Genomic DNA, 17,606 nt, shown 5'->3' on the forward strand with positions numbered 1-17,606 from the left:
TACAAGACTTTATTTCCTTATTCATTGGCTTGTTTTAATCCTATTACCTCTATACCGTCCTTTGTAAAAGAATAAAGTAAAGGATCTTCTGAAATCATTTCTAGATACTTATTATTTACTAGAAAATCTAGATACTCTTGAACTTCTTTTCTTTTTTTGTTTGTAGATTTAGACACTTCGGATATAGAAAACCATATGTGGTCAATTGATGTAGAACCATTATCTGATTGAAGCCAAAGTTCATCCAAAAGTCTCTTCATTACAGCGGGGTCAAACTTTCTTTGTTTTCTATATTTCCAATTAAATTTTAACCGATGCCAAAACATACTTGATTTGTATTTAATACCACCTAACTCCCAATTCACATCATATTTTTTAGTCTTATCATTTTGATATAGAGGAGTTGCAATTTTGCAATGTACCATTGGGGCATTTTCCTTCACGATTTTATAAAATTCGGGATCAAGAGAGGATTTAGGAAAGTATTGAATTTCGACGATCGTTCTATCTTTTTCGCTTTTATAAACATATAGGTTTATGTCGTATAAGTTTTCATAAATAAGTTCTAATTCAGTAGCAACTTGATGAAGTGGCTTTGGTATTTTTTTATCATTTATCTTTTTTCGTTCAATGTGCATTTTACGAAGTTCTTCTACATCATTCGGTATTTCTGAAATTATAAAGCTTGTATGATTAGAAATTGTATTCCAACAAGTATTACGTGCCATGTCTAATAGAGTCGTAGTGGCTTCTTTTAGATATTGTTGAAGTGTGTTTTTTGTGATTGTTTTCAAATTACATTCAATATCAATAAATAAGTAAATTGGATTAGTTTAACGCCCAAATCTTCAATAACAAATATACAAGAACTATAAGACCAATCAATAGTCATGATTTGATGTGCAAAAACATTTTAGATCCCTCTGCCATTACGCCATTTTTGATAACTCGCTAAGTATAAGCATGTCAGTAGCATTTTAATGAGTAAGTGTATTGTATAAAAAAATAAGTGTAGTCCTTTGATGAGAATACGTAGATGTAGTGTAAGATATTGATTTTTAAAATGATAGACAGCTTGTCAGTTTAGTTTATTATCACCAAATACAGATGATTCTAAAGAGTATGTGTTTGCGAATTAATTAGTTATAGTTGGAAATTAACAAATAATTATTAGTTAAATAGTTAAAAAACAAAAGAATCGGCATTATAGTTGATTTTATACTGACTCAAACAATTGTTGAATTTAAAACAAAAAAACGTATGAGTAATGTATTAAACAACCGATTATCGGTGACCGTAGATCCACAAGTGATCACAGAAGTAAAGAGTAAAATCGCAGAGATTAATGGGTTATTACCTTTTTTGACTGGATTGACTACAAATGAACGTAAGACACAACCAAAAATTAACAGAAGTAACAAGCTATTTGTAGAAGATACGCTAGATAGTATGCGGCAAAATCAAGGTATTGTCCCGGATTATATCAAGTTGGAGGAGTTAGAAAAAGATTATGCCTTATACAATGAGTTAAAGGTATTGGCATTAGAGCTAGCTGAGTTATCAGAGAAAGTAAATGATACTCGTATTCTGGCGGGATCAGAAGCGTATAGTACTTCGCTACTAGCCTATAAAATGTTTGGTGTTGCCGCCAACAGTGGAGTAGCAGGAGCAGAGGCACTATATGCAAGGTTAAAGGAACGTTTTACTAATGCAAGTAATCCCATTGATGATACCGTAACCGATGAAGGAGATCAGGATACAGATCCAGATAGCACTGCAGGCGAAGCTGCATAAAAACTGAATATTCAGCTGACTAGTTACACGGAACATCTCAAAGTGTAAAAGTGTAATCGAAGTGCCGTTTTAAAGTCTTCTAAGCATGATTATGCCATGAAGAAGACACCCCCGATAGTAGCATACTACTATCGGGGGTGTTTTTTGTAGCTGTATGGGTAATAAACGATCAGTTTCTTTTCGTTAACATTATTTGATTTAAATTTTAATTGTTTTTGATAGAAGCGCTCTCGAGATGTACCTCAAAACCACATAAAATTCTACCATGACTACTTTTGGCAATCCTAATAGAAATTCTCCTAATAGTATCTTTGCATTTTTTTAGTCCAGTACAGTCACTTTTATAGTGATAACGTTTACTGTTCGTACTATTGCAGATAAATACTTTTTGTATATCGGTTTTCCTTTTATTGTTTTTTTCCTTTTTCTCCTGACTATATAATGTGGAGCAGGAGAGAAGTATTGAGGTGATTAGTATTGTTATTTTCATGGCAGTGTAGTTTTATAATCATATAATTTATCAATGAGTTTTCTTTTTTTGTTGTGTTTTTCTCTTTCGGAATAACCAGGGCTCTATAAGCTCTTTTTGCGACCACATTCCTTTCTTATATAAGCGAGCCTGCTCTTCTAGAGTAGAATAACTAGTGTCTTTTGAGTATTTTTTAAAATGTAAAGCATATCCATTGGCAACTAACCGTTTGTTAAGTGTTTTATTTTTATACTGTATTACAGCAATAAGTCTTCGATATCTATCAAACTTTCCTTTTGAAATAACCTTTACTTTTTGACCAAAACAGAAGTCTGTAACGAACTGTTTAGCTTTTTGCCCAAAGGGTTGCTTTTTCTCAGGGCAATCAATATGTTCTAGTCTAATGATTATAGGTTCTTTTTTATATAGTACTTCTATGGTATCACCATCTTTTACTCCAATGACTTTAGCAAAGAATTCATTAGGAATTTTTTCTTTTGCAGTAAATAATAAGAAGCATGCTAAGATTAATATGTATTTAGAATAATGTATAGCCATTTTTTTTATTTTCAATGAATTAGATGTGATATTGTATGTTGTTAGTTACACATATTTCTAGCCACATATGTCTTGTTACCATTAGAGTTGATATAATAGCAACCTCCTCTTGGACCACGACGATAAGCCCTTGTTTTTTTTGATCTATATTGTTTCTGTTCTCGAATATTAGTACTACTTTTTAATGAATTGGAGTAATTGGTATTACTATAGTTAACAGTCTTGTTGAGGTACTGAGTATTTGAACTGGAACGACTTTTATTCCCTAGTTTTTGATCAATAGCATCAATTCTTGCTTGTATTTCTTGTACTTTACTTATTAATTCATTTCGTTGTTTAACAAGTTCCTCTCTTAGATAAAGAGAAGTTTCTACACTTTGAGAGTAACAAGGGTAATAGGCAAGGAGTAGTAGGAATATGATTAAAGTTTTTTTCATACCATAGGAGTTTTAATGGATTCCTGTTCATAATGTCCTATAGTCTGTAACAATTGTGTTTCAAAATTGTAAATATCATCTATAGAATGAATTTGCTCTTTCTGAATATCTTTATTTTGATCAAATAGGCTGATATATTTTTTATTGCCATCAAGGTGAAGTCTACAAATTGGTTTTCTATTGTTATCATCCAGTAGAATTCCAAAATATGATTGCGTATCTCTATGTACAATTCTATTTACAGGTATTTTTCGCCTAAGTATTGCTACAACAATTCGATATGCTTCAAGCTCTTCTTCGGTTGTGATTATTTTGCTAATTTCTTCTTCATTTTCCATTTTTTCTTCTTGCTGTTTTTCTACTTCTTGGCTAAGCGCTGAGTTTAGACGATCACTTACCCTCTCACTGATAGTTTGGTTAAAGGCTTTTTGAACCAATTCTGTAAATTCCTCCATTACACGTTCAGTCAGTCTACCAGAATAAACGCGATTGGCAAATAATCGTATAAAATCATAAGAAGGGGTTTGCAACTCGAGATTAATTAATTTTCTAATTTCTTTGGTATATTTTAAGGAGCTGGCATTATCAACAATTTTATTGATATCAAAATTTGATTTATGAAACTTAGCAATTTCACTGATAGTACTTTCCTTAAGAAGAGTAATGTCAAATTCTAAAAATGGTTTTTCATCCATAATATTTGCCTCATCGAGATCTGTATAAAATCGATATTCGATGCCATTGGTTAACAAAGCAAAACGGGTATGGGTAACATGAAAGTATCGTGCTAATTGTGAGTTGTGCACATTAAGGTCTTCTTTCCAATTTTTACATTCAATGATTATTACTGGTTTATCATTTTGAAAGATAGCATAATCTACTTTTTCGCCTTTTTTTAATCCCAGATCGGCTGTAAATTCTGGTACGACCTCTGTTGGGTTAAAGCTATCATACCCTAATAGATTTATAAAAGGTAATACAAAAGCGTGCTTGGTAGATTCTTCGTTTTCTATTTTATCTTTTAATTGCTCGATCTTATCGGCAAGGGCTTTAAGTTGGTTGTTTAGTTCCATTGGTTTAGCAGAATTATTTAATATTAAGGTAGATTAACCTCTTGAGGAGTTAAACTTGGAGGAGAAATTTGATTACATTCAGGTAAATATTGATTATAAATGTATTTTTCAATATTATCTCTATTTTTACTATTTGAAACTAGTGCATATTCAAATCCACAAATAAAAGATGATATATTATTTTTGATGCATTCGTTGTCTTCATTATCAGATAGATGTTCAAATAATCTTTTCCTTATATCTATGGTTTGTCCTACATAAATACATTTCCAATTATTACCGTTTTTTAGCTTGACCCATATTAAATAGATTCCAGGTTGGTTGGGTACCTGTTCAATATTTTCTTTGTTATATGGAGTATTAAAATTTCTCCATTTTAATATCATTTTTGACATACCTTTATATTTTCATTAGTATTTCTGCCTTTTTTGAATTAAATTCTTCTTGATTAATCAGTTTACTTTCTAATAAATCTTTTAATATTTTTAGGCTCTCTATAGAATCTTCTGTGTTATCATTATTAGAATTCCTAATTTGGTCACTTGTAGTATTCACTATAATACCACCTCCAGCAGCGGCACGAGCATTTTCTAATTCTCGCTGTCTTCTATATTCAGACATTTCTTCTTCTCTTTCCTGTCCATATCTGTATAATTTTCGTGCTTGTGCTTTTGGGATATAATCAATTCTATTTGCCCCTCGATTTGTAAGTCGAATAGTGAATGTAGCTCCCATAATGCCTTCTTTCATGTGACAATCTGCAATATCTTTCCATAAATAATCTTGAAAGTTCATTGAAACCCCGAAGTTTTTAGGGCGACAAAAAATAATTCTTTTATTAGTTAAAGCTATACTGCTTGGAGATAAAGTAATAAGAGGTTTTTTTTGAACGGCTATATATTCAATAACTTCGTCTGAAGTTAAGAGTTCCTTCACTTTACCTAATACTTTTTCAACTTCTTTTGACTTTTGGCTTTCATTCAGGTATTTTTTAATATTTTCCATTTTTAAGAATTAATGTTATACTTCGTTTATCTATCTATTATATTGGTTTGTTAATTTTAGATTGTAATTATCAACTTTAGTTGGAATATGAAACAGATCTATTAACATCCATATTCCTATACCGCCTAAAGTAATCCAGTAAAGGATTTGGTATCCCCATTTACCGAGATATGCATAATGGCAGCCTAAAAAGAACCAGCATAGGTATGCAGTTCCAGATGATTTCATTTTAGATTGTAGATAGATTTGATTCATGATTTCTAAATTTTAAGATTAATACACTCCAAACTTACCAACCTTGAAAACCAATCCCTTGTGGTTTTCCACAGAGGGAAAAAATTGTTAAAAAATGAAAAAAGAGGCTATCTGAAAAGCAACCCCTTTTGTCAAACTAAGCCTGTTTATGACTAAGGTCTTGAAACCTTAATCAACATAAAATGCTAAAAATTGTCACAGATATTGCTTATCTGTTTGTAATAGTGGTAATATGTAAGTTGTATATCTGAAAGTGCATCAAATTTTTTTCTGACAAAAAACTCTACTTGTGTGGCTCCATTGATTTCTTTAAGGTGTAGTTTCTCTATGGCACTACTCTGAAAACTGGCAAGAGGTAATGTATCGCAAAACGTCATATATCTTTGAGGACAATGGAATATTAATGAATCCTTCTTTGGAATTGTTCGCATGATAATTATAAAAAAAGAACTTCGTTATATTATTCTGGAAAACACTATTAATGGCTATTAGTCACAGATTAATAAGAGTGAGAAAAGACATATATCTTAAACATTTATTTTTTTTGCATTTTTGTATTATAAAAAAGCAGCCACCTATTTCTAGATGACTGCCTGTTAATTTATAATTTCTCACTCTTACCACTCACTCAGAACGCCACTAGTTGAAGACGTATCGGGAACGCAATATTAGGGAACAGAGAGGGTGTCTAACCAAAAATCACAGAGTTTTCAAAAACATTAATAATATTTCCAGAGTTGTTAAATTCAAAGAGAAAAAAATAGTATTCATTAGAATTAAACTTATATTTCTTCTCTAATATTTCATCAATTGAAATATTTCTACCTTCTTCAGACAAATAGCACATCACATATGTTTCACTCATACGGGAAAAACTAAGTACATATTTACTTTCTGAACAAGATGAAAACTTAATACTTAAATCATTATGTTTCTCAATTCTATTATTATTTAAATCATTTTCAATATTTTTTAATTTTTTCTGGTAACCTACACCAAATTTCTTTTCAAAATCCACATTTTTTGAATTAAAAAAAAAATCAAATTGCATAGGAGATATTTTAGAATCAACTAAATAACAACTTTTCATTCCTATCGTGTTATTTTTCCTTATATAGTTTATGGAATTATTAATTATTGATTGTTTGTGAGTAGATGATAACTCTTTATTATTTGAACATCCTAATGAAATAAAGGTTATTATTAGTATTAACATTGTTTTATTCATTGTATAACATATTATAGTTTATTATTGGGACTTCAACACGGTTTCCATCTTTTTCTATAACAAGGCTTCCAGGATTGTTAGGATTCCAATTCGAATAAGATCTACGTAAAGGAAGACCAATCTCACTTCGGAATTTGTTTATCCTGTCAACCGTTGGACCTGCAAAAACGGCTTTCGCAAAAACTCCTGTTGGATCTCTAAATCTACCTCCTTCTTTTTCTCTATTATCTCTTTCACTATTAAAATAAGAAGCACCGAATCTAGTATGAAGTGATTCATGAAGAAAAACAAAACCAGTATCCATTGTTCTTGGATCAATATCCTTTGATTTTAACGAATATTGGATATTACTTATTTGCATCGCATCTAAATATATTTCTCCATTAGGATTGGCTTGTGAACCAAATTGCTTGAATTGCCTTCCATCAGGTGTTTGTTTAGTATTTCTATCATTGTTTTTCACAGTAATAGTACCACTATCATCACTTAATAAATGAGAAACATAACCACCTGCTTTATTACTTTTCTTACAATTAGATTTGCATTCCCCCTCTGTAAGTGTTGTAACTCCATCTCTTGAAGTACTTTTTTCAATTACTGATCCAGTCGTTTCTGATAAATTAGCCATTAAACTAACTAATAACCAAGTATCTGATTCTGTTCCTCCATTAACTAAATCTGTTACATCAACAGTTCTACCATCTGGATCAACAAAAAATACAGGGTTATTAAGCGAATAGTTATAAGATGACTTATCATAATACTTTTCCGTCAAAGGATCAATATTCATCCAACGACCTATAGTAGCATCATAATTTCTTGCTCCATAACCATGCCAGTTAAGTCCTAAGTCTTCTTCAAGTTCTTTTCCATTATAACCATACTTCTGCGCCGTAGAGTTACCAAGAGATGATATGATATTATTATACCCTTTATGTTTAAATCCAAAAGGATAATAATTATTCTCTGAAATAATCTCAAGATTACCTGCATCATTTTTGGTATAACTTAGACGGATATTTCCAAGGTGGTCTTTATAATTGTACACATACCTATATGAACTACCATTTGGAGTAACATATCCTTCGGGGGTGTTAAAATATTGGAGTTGGTCATTTTTATAGACGAAGTTACCAGCATACTCTGTTTCTATTAAAGAACCTCCCTCTGTAACGATCTTTTTAAGTTTCGCTCCAGTGGCATCATAAATATAGCTAATATTTCCGTTATTAGAAGTATTATTTATAGTTACGGTTTTGGGTAGATTTAAATGATTGTAGGTAATCTCTGTAATGCCTTTGTTTTGATCCAAAGTCATATTACCATTAACATCATAACTAAAATCATTATTAGTATTGATACCATCTTTAAATCCAAAGGTTTTATTGGCTGTATCTGTCACTTTTAACAGTTTGTTACCACTGTCATAAGTATAGGATAGGATATCCATAGTACCAAAAGTAGCTGCATTGGTATCCAGATGTCCTTTTCTATTAAGTGTTAAGATATTCCCTACCTTATCATAGGTAACATTACTTAGATTATAGTTACCATCACTACTATTTCCATTGGTGATTCTATTTAAGGCATCATACTGGTATCCATAGGCTCTTTTTACATTGTCATTGGCAGTTTTCCACAGGGTTTCACTAATGTTTCCGTTGTACAATGAGGCAGCACTTAGATTCTCTGTGGTGGTGTTATAATTAATCCCAAAAGCAAAGAGATCATTCCCCAGGCTATTTACATCATTAATCTCTTTTAACCACCCTCTTACATTATAGTTATAGTCCACCTGTTGTAATGGTGTGACTGTCATATGCTCACTGGCAATAATGGTGCCTCCTACATTTTTGGTTACCAGTTGTCCTAGGGCATTATACTCATTGCTAACAATCATTTCCTTATTTCCTCCATTAATGGATTGGGTTTGTGTTAGTAATCTTCCTGTATGATCATAGGTAAAGGTATCTATCATTACAATCGTAGCATTGGTTCCTTTGGTATGCCTGGTGGTGGTTTGTTCTACCTTTCCTGTAAAATCTAACTTACTCTCTATAATATCAGTTGCATTTAGATATTCATTTATACTAGCGACATAGATCGGTCTTGATTTTGCATCATACCAGCTTACCGTAGTAATCCAGCTATTGGTATCCAGCACCTTAACTTTTGTTCCTGTAGCTAATGAGGTAGTTTGATTGGTGATTGCCTGTCCATAGCTGGTCGTCGGAGTGGTGATCCCTGCCATATCAAAACCATAGGTATCATAGTAGTTGATGGTAAGTACCTCTGCAGCGGTTACCTTCGGGTATCCTCCATCATTATAATACAAGGTAGTCCCCCCAATGGTAGTCGCGGCTTGTCGCTCTACCCATAACTTGTTGTTATAGGCTTTGGCTTCCTCTTGTATTACTGTTCGGGTTCTGTTATCGGTGATCTTACCGGTATAGGCTACCCTGCCATAGACATCATACTTGGTAAACAACCACTCACCAAGTGTCTTTTGGTTACTATCCTGAGTTAATATAGGTTGATCATAGCCATTATAGATGATATATTCCCATCCTTTACCTGGGATTTTCTTTTCTACCAATCGGTTTCTGTAATCGTATTTGTACTGGTAACATAATTCGTTAAGCTCTGTAGTGCTTACTCCATCACTAGTGGTCACCTTAGGCGGGATCACATAGGTAAGGTTCCCAAAATCATCATATACATAATGGGTATCATGTGCTACCCCTTGGTTATAGGTTCTTTTAAGGATCACTCTTCCTAGTTTGTCTTTATACTCTTTGGTGGTATGATCATCTGTATAGGTTTGACCAGGCTGCCAGTTTTCATCTTTGATGATGCTGATATACAGCTGCCCTGCGATATATGCTGTATTTGCTTTTTGTAGCTGTGGGCTTTCGGTATCATTACCGGCAAAGCTTATATAAAAGTAAGGCACTTCACCTGCAGTGTTGGTTTTCCAGTCAAACTTAATGGTATGATCGCTATCACTATCGGGATTTGCTTTCCAGGCATTCCCCGGAGCACCCTGTTCCAGAACACGATTAAGAGGGGAGGGCTCGAAGATACTTTCTGAATAGGCATTAACATTTTCTGCTACTACTCCAGTAAAATCATCGGCATAAGTGTTTTTGTAATAACTGTTGATAGTATTGGTAACATCTACAGTCTGATAACTACCATAGGCTTTATCATACTCAAAGGGGAGATACTCTTTGCCTTGTCTGCCATACTGGTCATATACAGTATGGGTTACAATATCTTTTTCATCTTTTGAGGCTCTGATGGCACTTTGCTGCATGGGTCTGCCTATACCATCAAAGTAGGTAATACTCTCGATGATATCTTTATTGTATTGTATCCCTTGTGGGGTAGTCATCGCTTTTTGATATACCTGGGTATAGATGTAGTTCTCATTAGAGAAGGTCAATGCATCATAAGGTGTGTTAATACACCCTTGTTTTTGTCCTTCTTCACCTGGGCATCTATCATTATTATTGGCAACATACCCTGCTGGTTGATTACAATCCATTTTTACATCTGCCGGATCACCAAATCCATCAAGGTCACCATCTCCATACCAAGCAACGGGTTGATCTACCGTATAGTCTACTCTTCTGGCAACTCCCCAGCATCCAGCATTGCTAAGCCCTCTTAAGTATTTGGTGCCGCTAATGGTATGGGTGATCGTAGTTGCTGCATTTGTAGTGACTGTATCTGCAGGACCGTCTTGCCAGTAGTAGATAATATCACCAGATGAGTTGTTGATAGTTACTACCGTATTACCACAATTCTTTTGTATAGTTGGTGGTTCAGGTATGGCTGGTATTTGATTAACAGTATAATCAATTTGTAAGGCATCACTCCAACATCCATTTTGAGTGTCGTATGAGCGTAAGTAATATACAGTACCATCTGTGCGGATTATTGTTTGCGACTCATTGGTAGTATTGGTAGCTGTTGGAGTACTTTGCCAGTACCACTTATATCGTACTAAATGCGGATTTTGCTTTAGAACTGTTTGCCCACACTCATTGGTAATAGACTGTAAAACTGGGATTGGTGGTACCGATTTTACACTATAGGTAACAGCACGTGCAGTACTCCAGCAATTTGTGTTATCATTTTTTGCTCGCAAATAATATGTACTACCACTTGTTAATGTAATAGACTGTGTTGCATTAGTAGTATCTGTAGCTGTTTCGGTATTTTGCCAATACCAGGTCACTCCACCGGGAGGAGTTCCTCGGGTCAATGTACTACTTCCGCAATTATTAATCACTGTAGGAGCATCAGGTTCTACGGGTGGATATGTTATGCTATAATCAATCTGTAATGCATCACTCCAACATCCTGTAGTGTTATTTTTGGCTAATAAGTAATATACAGTACCTTCCAATCGTTCATTTGTTTTGGCAGAACTAAGAGACACATTTTCTAAGGGTTGTAGTGGCACACTATTCCAGTACCAAGTCACCCCTGTTGGTGGGTCATTTCTGGTGAGGACAGTTTTTCCGCAATGATTAGTAATACTGCTTATTGTGGGTTTTGCTGGTTTTGATTTTATTGCGTAATTTATTGTTTTAGCAGGACCCCAACATCCAGAAGTATTATTTTTTGCCCTCAAGTAATGCACATTACCACTAGTAAGACTAACGGATGTTGCTGAGTTGCTTGTGCTTGTTCCGGTAGAGGTACTTTGCCAATACCAGGTCTCACCACTTGGAGGTGTTTTACGAATAATAGAGCTACTTCCACAACTATTAGACACGCTTTGAATCAAGGGAACAGCAGGAGTAGCTTGAATACTATAATTCACTGTTTTTACCGCACTCCAACATCCTGCAGCATTATTCCTTGCTCGCAGGTAGTAAGAACTACCACTGGTACGGGTAATAGAAGTGGATGAATTAGAAGTACTTGTACCTGTGACACTATCCTGCCAATACCAGGTAACCCCAACAGGAGGGTTACCTCTTGTTAAAGTGCTACTTCCGCAGTTATTACTTACAGTTGCTGTTGGTATTGCTGGTGTTGTATTTATACTATAATTTATAGTTCTTACTGCACTCCAACATCCGGTAGCATTTTTTCTGGCACGCAGATAATAAGTGCTACCACTGGTACGGGTAATAGAAGTTGATGAATTAGAAGTGCTGGTTCCCGTAGGACTACTTTGCCAGTACCAGGTTTCTAGATTTATTAGATGTGGACTCTGCGTAAGTGTTACTGATCCGCAATTGTTTGTAACTGTAGCAGTTGGTGTATTGGGTACTTCTTTAATACTATAATTAACAGTTCTTACTGCACTCCAACATCCATTGGTATTATTACGTGCTCTTAAATAGTAAGTACTTCCACTAGTTCTAACTATGGTTTTTGCCGAGTTAGATCTACTTGTTCCTGTAGACGAGCTTTGCCAATACCATGTGATGCCACTTGGTGGATTACCTCTGGTAAGTGTACTACTTCCACAATTATTAGAAACAGACGGTCCGCTAGGAGTAGAAGGTCTGCTTCTTACAGTGTAGTTTATCGTTAGAGGTAAACTCCATTGTTTTGTGGTATTATTTCGAGCTAACAAATAATATTTGGTACCTGAAGTAAGATGAATGGATTTTGCAGAACTCAAGGTAACTCCTCCTAATGGTTGCAAAGGAACACTATTCCAATACCATGTTATCCCACTTGGTGGGTCATTTCTGGTCAGTTTGGTACTTCCGCAATTATTAGTAATACTATGTAATGTTGGTCTGGGAACAATTGCATTGACATCCTTTTTGCTTACTACATTTATATTTATTGTATTTGATGGTTGATTATTAATATTGTCATCAATACATGCGTTGTCTTTGGTTGTATTGTATGAATTATCAATATCTGAGTAAATTACGGTGCTTTTTTCAGTGTATTCTGTAGAACATTTTGTATTTGTATTAGCTTCTAATAGCCAATTTTTGCCCATACCTAATATGGGCAAGCATAGTATTAGGTATATTATATATCTTTTCATCATTTTAGTTTTTGTAGTGATAGGTATTTTTTGAAACCAGATTGCCATCGGCATCTTTTACAGACTCCAGACGTTGCAGATCATCATACTGATAGGTGCTGGTATATCCCCTGGGGTCGGTGGTACTAATTACACCCACCAATGGATCATAGGTATAAGTGGTGATCATAGCCCCGGGCATGGTGCTTCTTAGATTATCTATAGCCGTTAGCGAAGTTTCATCATATCCCAACAGGGCTGCTTCTGTCACTCCCAAGGCACTGGCAAGTTGCGCAAAGGTGGTGTTCTCAATCTTGGCAATAGGGTATTGTTTATTATACCCCCAGATAATACTGGTATATCGATGGGCACTAGCAGGAGCATCATCCTTGGCAATACTATGGTATTCTACAATATTCCCCTTATCATCATACCTGTCGATATGTAGTCTGGCTTCTAATGGATTAGCCCCTTTTGAAGATAAACGGGCTTTGGGTTTAAACAAGAGCCCTCCCATATTATAAAACTCGGTTTTAGAGGAGCTTAAAAGAGTTCCTTCACGTTTGGTAGTAGTAGATATAGGGATTGCAATTACATTTTGCTGCACCATAGCAGTAGACACCGCATCAGTACTATTGTAAGGATATTTGGTTTCTGATTTATGGATTTTTCCCTGGCTATCGACTACCTCTGTACTAGAGAGCTGATCATACTGATCATAGGTATTGGTCTCTGTGGTTTTTAACTGCTCGGGGTAGTACTGGATGGTTTCTTTGACTCTGGGTAGAAACATATTATCATATTCCATATAGGTCTTAAAATGAAAATAATCATAGGGATTAGTACTCCAGCTAATGGATCCCTCTTTTTTGATTCGATATCCTATTTTCAATCCTTTAGGATGTAAGGGATTATTATCATTTCCGTTCTGATCTATCTGCCCTCTGATTTGGATATAACTTTGATTTGTAGTGGTTATCGCAGGATGTAAAGAATCAGTTTTGTTGAACTTATACACCGATGTGTTTGTAACCCTTCCCATTGATTTATCTACTCCATTAGGAGCAAAAGGATAGTGGATATCGTAAAAAAACGTGGGATTTTCATAGGTTGTACTGGTGTATCCCTTGGTATAAAAATGTTTTTTGGTGGCATAAGGATCTGATAGGAATCGTAATCGTTTTGACCCATCATAGTTGGTAGGTGCCATAGGATTTTCTACATAACTGGGGATGACCTCGGTATATCTATCCTGAAATTCTTTTACCTGTTTGTAGTATACCGGAACTCCACTATTAAGATTCACCGGGTTATAAGTTTTATAGTTGTAATTAAGGCGATCATATCGGTATGTCAGTTCATGGGTTCCATTGGTACAGGTAAGTTCAATCTTATAATCCATCTCTGAGATTCCTTTTTGCAATTCTACCCCAGAGGAGTATCCATCTGTTGCCGAATAATCAAAAAAGCGTTCTTGTACCGGGTTGGTACTACTACCATCATATTCTTTAATACTTTTTACTCGTATCCCTCCTACAATAGTATTAACATAAAGCTGCTGCCCGGGGGCTACCTCGGGTAACTCATGAAACTTGACATTAATATGCCCTGAAACATCTTTGTTTTTATTGCTATTGGTATATATTTTAAAGACATAGGTTCCTTTGGGGATAACAATATAGCCCCCGCTGGTACCACTTAAGGTTTTTGATGATCCCGAATAGTTGTCATCCAGCTGTATACCCAATGCGGGACAAAAGAAGGGCACTTCGGTGTTTTCTACAGATCTGTAATATTCGGCTACTGTTGGATAATCTCCCCCTCCCGGTGCAGTATGCGATACAGGGCAGTTATCGGTTCTGTTTATAGAAGCTACAATAGTACCGTTATTGTTAGAGGTAATGCTATGGGTTATTTTGGCAAATACATTGGTCTTAAACTCATAGGTGATAGCAGTCTCTTTATAGGCATTACTGTTGATGTTATTATCAGATTTAAACAACATATTAAGCTCTCTGTTAGGAGGTAATACCTGCTGGCTATCGGCAGTATATTTACTCTTGATCTGATTGGCTTCATAATCGATTAGAGAATATCCTCCTGTAGGATAGATGATTTTGGTTAATGCTCCAATCTTTGTTTTATCAGGATTTGGTGTTTTATTGGCATAATATGGTGTAAAAGGTACATTGATCGCATGGGTATTACCAATACCGTTATAGAATCCCCATTTGTCCTGTGCATAGGGTCTGGTGGTAGTAGAGGTATGAAAATCAGGAATCAGATCTCTTTGATGATATTCGAATCCATAAAAGGGTTTTGTGTTTTTGGTAATCTTTGTGAGCAAATCACGATTTCCATAGTATTCAAAACCATAAGTGTTAACTGTTTTATTTTCAGAATTATTAATAATCAACGCATTGTATTTGATACGGGTAGCATTAGGATCAACTGGCAAAAAGATATTACCTGCTGCAGAGGTGATACTGGTTAACAATTTACGTTTGATCATGGTTTTTGAAAAGCCGTCAGAGTAGGAATGAAGAGGAGCATTAGACAGATCTCCTCCTGTACATTGAATCACAGGGATATTATAACTGTAAAACCCTGAGGCATAAAAATCCAGGCTGACATAAGAATTCTCTATATAGTTAAACGATAACTGCTCGTTATTAGGAAAAATCACCGAAGAGAGCATCCAGCTGGAGGTATATCCTGTAAAGGAATCATTAAAAACCGCTTCATTACCCTGCAGGGGTTCATTACGCTCTTTAACATCAAAGATATAGGTATATCCCTTGTCATCAATAAGGGTTACTTTATCAATAACATGATTGACACCACTAGCCCAGCTAAGAGTTACTTTATAATTGTGCTTGGAGATATATACCGGATTTTTATCCTTATCTATTTTAAAGGAAAAATTAATTCCGTTAACACTCACATTGTATTTATCGGGTTCAGAGTCTATAGCTCCTGCCATAATATAATTGGCAGTATTCTCGGAAATCTCCCCAGTATTAAAATAAGGATTAAGATGGGTGATTCTATAGTTTTGAGTACCATAATATCCTTTGGGATGTTCATCTGGTAATCCACGTACTTCTCGCACTACGGTTCCTCCGGCAGAAAGATTCCAGTTCATACCACTAAGTGAAGGTTTGTCTTCCAATAATAAGCCCCCGGAGCCATAGTGTAATGATATAGGCCAGGAGTACCCATTGACCTGGATGGTATGTAGCGGAATCTGATAGTTCATCTGTCCTGCACTAAGATTGACAGGGATATTTCCGAAAACTCCAAATTTCCCAGCCTCGGGAGAGGTAGGAAAAGGAATCAGATCGGCATCTGTTTGTGTCCCCGGACTGGATGTCTGTCCAAAGGAGAAGGCAGTAAACAATAATACTGCCATCAATAGAATATGTCTCATAAAAAAGTAATTATAAAATTAAGAGTGACTAATTTAGTTTTGTATATTTTTCTTGTTTTCTGATGCAATAATAAGGGGAGTCAGTTTCATTTTTTGGGAGTGGGATTTTTTTGAGGACCGGTGTGTGAAGTCTGGGTGTTTTTTTTGGATATCAATCATAAAATTCTGTTTTATATATTTGCTGTTTTGTAGCTCGGTAGCTATTTGGATACTACTGTTTATGTCACAAGTCATTCATTTGTTACCCTGTTTTTTTGGATTTAGTATTTTTTAATGTATCACATGGTGATACCTCTCTTTTTTTGAAGAGAATAGTGAGATCTGTTTTTGTAGAATTAGATGTATGCACCATAGATTAGATAATTTTTCTGGTGCAATAATAAGGGTAAGAAGTTTCATTTTTTGAAACTCTCAAAAAAAAGCTTATTTTTTTTAAAATTTTATTTTAGAGCGGATAATTTGGTTTTTCTATTGAAGAAGGATAGGGATAAAACCCATAGATAAACCCCACAGAATTTACATACCGATAGCTTCGTATAAGAGTATCGAAGGTAACAGGAGCATTCATTTACTTCATTATCTGTAATATGCGAAATAGTTTGGTTCTCGAAATTCCTAATAGGGCGGTAAGTTCTTCTTATGATCTTGTAACCTGAAGATGAATCAATGTATCAATTCGTTTATGAAATCAGACCTAGTTGATTTACCATATATACCAACTGTATATTCGTTTTGGCATTAAAATACTCTCTTAGTTTTCGTATTCTATCTTCTATTGAGCGTTTGCTGTTGGGGGATATTTCTTTTTTAACAAGGTATTGTCTGATTTCTTCTTGCTTATATCCTTGTACTAGTAAGGTTAGTAGTTGTATTTCGTATGGATCTAATTGTAAAATGTTATTTTGATGCATGGCATTTTTAGAAACAGGGCAGGTGTATGGTTTGCCATCATATACCTGTTGTATTGCTTTATTTAACTCTGATAATCCATAAAGACCTTTGCAGACATATCCATTAATTTGATAGTTTTCAAAAAGTGATTTTATAATAGCGGGCTTATCCTCTCCAGAAAAGACAATAATCTTTATATTGGGTTGTATTTTTTTAACTTCTCCGATTAGCTGTTTTCCCGAAGTGATTTGATGTTTTTTGTAATCCAGTGTAAAAGACAGATCACTAATGAGTAATTGGTAAGGAGTACCTTCCTGTATAGCTCTTTCGATTTTGAGTTTTGTTTTATCACAAAACTGAGCAGTATCTACTTGTGCATTGGTAAGCTCATTAACAGAAGAAACAATTCCAAGATTCTCATTATCTATATCTTCAGCTATAATAATTTTTGTAAACATA

At 34.7% G+C, this 17,606-nt stretch carries 14 protein-coding genes; 1 reads left to right on the top strand and 13 read right to left on the bottom strand.

Annotated elements, in window-relative coordinates:
• Positions 1 to 17: 17 nt before the first annotated feature.
• Positions 18 to 794: a hypothetical protein gene (locus C1X07_RS01115; RefSeq protein WP_103068136.1), complete on the bottom strand. Its 777-nt coding sequence runs from the start codon at positions 792 to 794 to the stop codon at positions 18 to 20.
• Between the two features lie 466 nt (positions 795 to 1,260).
• On the opposite strand from C1X07_RS01115, the gene C1X07_RS01120 reads away from it, so the two are divergent.
• A complete protein-coding gene (locus C1X07_RS01120) occupies positions 1,261 to 1,794 on the top strand; it encodes a hypothetical protein (RefSeq protein WP_103068137.1) in 534 nt (177 codons plus the stop codon).
• Positions 1,795 to 1,999: 205 nt separating this feature from the next.
• On the opposite strand, the gene C1X07_RS24735 is transcribed toward C1X07_RS01120, so the two are convergent.
• The 12 genes from C1X07_RS24735 to C1X07_RS01175 form a co-directional block, all read right to left on the bottom strand.
• On the bottom strand, positions 2,000 to 2,284 hold the full coding sequence (locus C1X07_RS24735) for a hypothetical protein (protein WP_128755166.1): 285 nt from the start codon (positions 2,282 to 2,284) through the stop codon (positions 2,000 to 2,002).
• A gap of 30 nt (positions 2,285 to 2,314) precedes the next feature.
• Positions 2,315 to 2,821 (bottom strand): thermonuclease family protein, encoded by a 507-nt coding sequence (locus tag C1X07_RS01125; protein ID WP_103068138.1) that lies wholly within the window; start codon positions 2,819 to 2,821, stop codon positions 2,315 to 2,317.
• A 41-nt stretch (positions 2,822 to 2,862) separates the two neighbouring features.
• Positions 2,863 to 3,258, bottom strand: coding sequence for a hypothetical protein (locus C1X07_RS01130; protein WP_103068139.1), 396 nt, complete (start codon positions 3,256 to 3,258; stop codon positions 2,863 to 2,865).
• Positions 3,255 to 4,331 (bottom strand): type I restriction endonuclease, encoded by a 1,077-nt coding sequence (locus tag C1X07_RS01135; protein WP_103068140.1) that lies wholly within the window; start codon positions 4,329 to 4,331, stop codon positions 3,255 to 3,257. The genes C1X07_RS01130 and C1X07_RS01135 overlap by 4 nt, the downstream gene beginning before the upstream one ends.
• A 23-nt stretch (positions 4,332 to 4,354) precedes the next feature.
• The gene (locus C1X07_RS01140; protein WP_103068141.1) at positions 4,355 to 4,726 is read right to left on the bottom strand and encodes a GIY-YIG nuclease family protein; all 372 of its coding nucleotides are present in this window, start codon (positions 4,724 to 4,726) and stop codon (positions 4,355 to 4,357) included.
• A 4-nt stretch (positions 4,727 to 4,730) separates the two neighbouring features.
• A complete protein-coding gene (locus C1X07_RS01145; protein WP_103068142.1) occupies positions 4,731 to 5,336 on the bottom strand; it encodes a PH domain-containing protein in 606 nt (201 codons plus the stop codon).
• A 30-nt stretch (positions 5,337 to 5,366) separates the two neighbouring features.
• Positions 5,367 to 5,591 (bottom strand): NINE protein, encoded by a 225-nt coding sequence (locus tag C1X07_RS01150; RefSeq protein WP_103068143.1) that lies wholly within the window; start codon positions 5,589 to 5,591, stop codon positions 5,367 to 5,369.
• 185 nt (positions 5,592 to 5,776) lie between these two features.
• Entirely contained in the window at positions 5,777 to 6,022 is a 246-nt protein-coding gene (locus C1X07_RS01155; RefSeq protein ID WP_128755167.1) for a hypothetical protein, read from the bottom strand.
• 257 nt (positions 6,023 to 6,279) lie between these two features.
• Positions 6,280 to 6,819, bottom strand: coding sequence for a hypothetical protein (locus C1X07_RS01160; RefSeq protein WP_103068145.1), 540 nt, complete (start codon positions 6,817 to 6,819; stop codon positions 6,280 to 6,282).
• Entirely contained in the window at positions 6,812 to 12,847 is a 6,036-nt protein-coding gene (locus C1X07_RS01165; RefSeq protein WP_164914066.1) for a DUF6443 domain-containing protein, read from the bottom strand. Before C1X07_RS01165 ends, C1X07_RS01160 begins: the two co-directional genes overlap by 8 nt.
• Before the next feature lie 4 nt (positions 12,848 to 12,851).
• Positions 12,852 to 16,256, bottom strand: coding sequence for an RHS repeat domain-containing protein (locus C1X07_RS01170; RefSeq protein WP_128755168.1), 3,405 nt, complete (start codon positions 16,254 to 16,256; stop codon positions 12,852 to 12,854).
• A gap of 680 nt (positions 16,257 to 16,936) precedes the next feature.
• Positions 16,937 to 17,605, bottom strand: coding sequence for a DNA-binding response regulator (locus C1X07_RS01175; protein ID WP_128755169.1), 669 nt, complete (start codon positions 17,603 to 17,605; stop codon positions 16,937 to 16,939).
• Between the last annotated feature and the right edge of the window lies 1 nt (position 17,606).

This window comes from Aquimarina sediminis (assembly GCF_002895435.1).
Taxonomy (GTDB): domain Bacteria; phylum Bacteroidota; class Bacteroidia; order Flavobacteriales; family Flavobacteriaceae; genus Aquimarina; species Aquimarina sediminis.

Excerpts from the sequence above, each read along its gene's own strand:
- C1X07_RS01120 (WP_103068137.1), top strand. The coding sequence starts at position 1,261 with ATGAGTAATGTATTAAACAACCGATTATCGGTGACCGTAGATCCACAA.
- C1X07_RS24735 (WP_128755166.1), bottom strand. The coding sequence starts at position 2,284 with ATGAAAATAACAATACTAATCACCTCAATACTTCTCTCCTGCTCCACA.
- C1X07_RS01125 (WP_103068138.1), bottom strand. The coding sequence starts at position 2,821 with ATGGCTATACATTATTCTAAATACATATTAATCTTAGCATGCTTCTTA.
- C1X07_RS01130 (WP_103068139.1), bottom strand. The coding sequence starts at position 3,258 with ATGAAAAAAACTTTAATCATATTCCTACTACTCCTTGCCTATTACCCT.
- C1X07_RS01135 (WP_103068140.1), bottom strand. The coding sequence starts at position 4,331 with ATGGAACTAAACAACCAACTTAAAGCCCTTGCCGATAAGATCGAGCAA.
- C1X07_RS01140 (WP_103068141.1), bottom strand. The coding sequence starts at position 4,726 with ATGTCAAAAATGATATTAAAATGGAGAAATTTTAATACTCCATATAAC.
- C1X07_RS01145 (WP_103068142.1), bottom strand. The coding sequence starts at position 5,336 with ATGGAAAATATTAAAAAATACCTGAATGAAAGCCAAAAGTCAAAAGAA.
- C1X07_RS01150 (WP_103068143.1), bottom strand. The coding sequence starts at position 5,591 with ATGAATCAAATCTATCTACAATCTAAAATGAAATCATCTGGAACTGCA.
- C1X07_RS01155 (WP_128755167.1), bottom strand. The coding sequence starts at position 6,022 with ATGCGAACAATTCCAAAGAAGGATTCATTAATATTCCATTGTCCTCAA.
- C1X07_RS01160 (WP_103068145.1), bottom strand. The coding sequence starts at position 6,819 with ATGAATAAAACAATGTTAATACTAATAATAACCTTTATTTCATTAGGA.
- C1X07_RS01165 (WP_164914066.1), bottom strand. The coding sequence starts at position 12,847 with ATGAAAAGATATATAATATACCTAATACTATGCTTGCCCATATTAGGT.
- C1X07_RS01170 (WP_128755168.1), bottom strand. The coding sequence starts at position 16,256 with ATGAGACATATTCTATTGATGGCAGTATTATTGTTTACTGCCTTCTCC.
- C1X07_RS01175 (WP_128755169.1), bottom strand. The coding sequence starts at position 17,605 with ATGTTTACAAAAATTATTATAGCTGAAGATATAGATAATGAGAATCTT.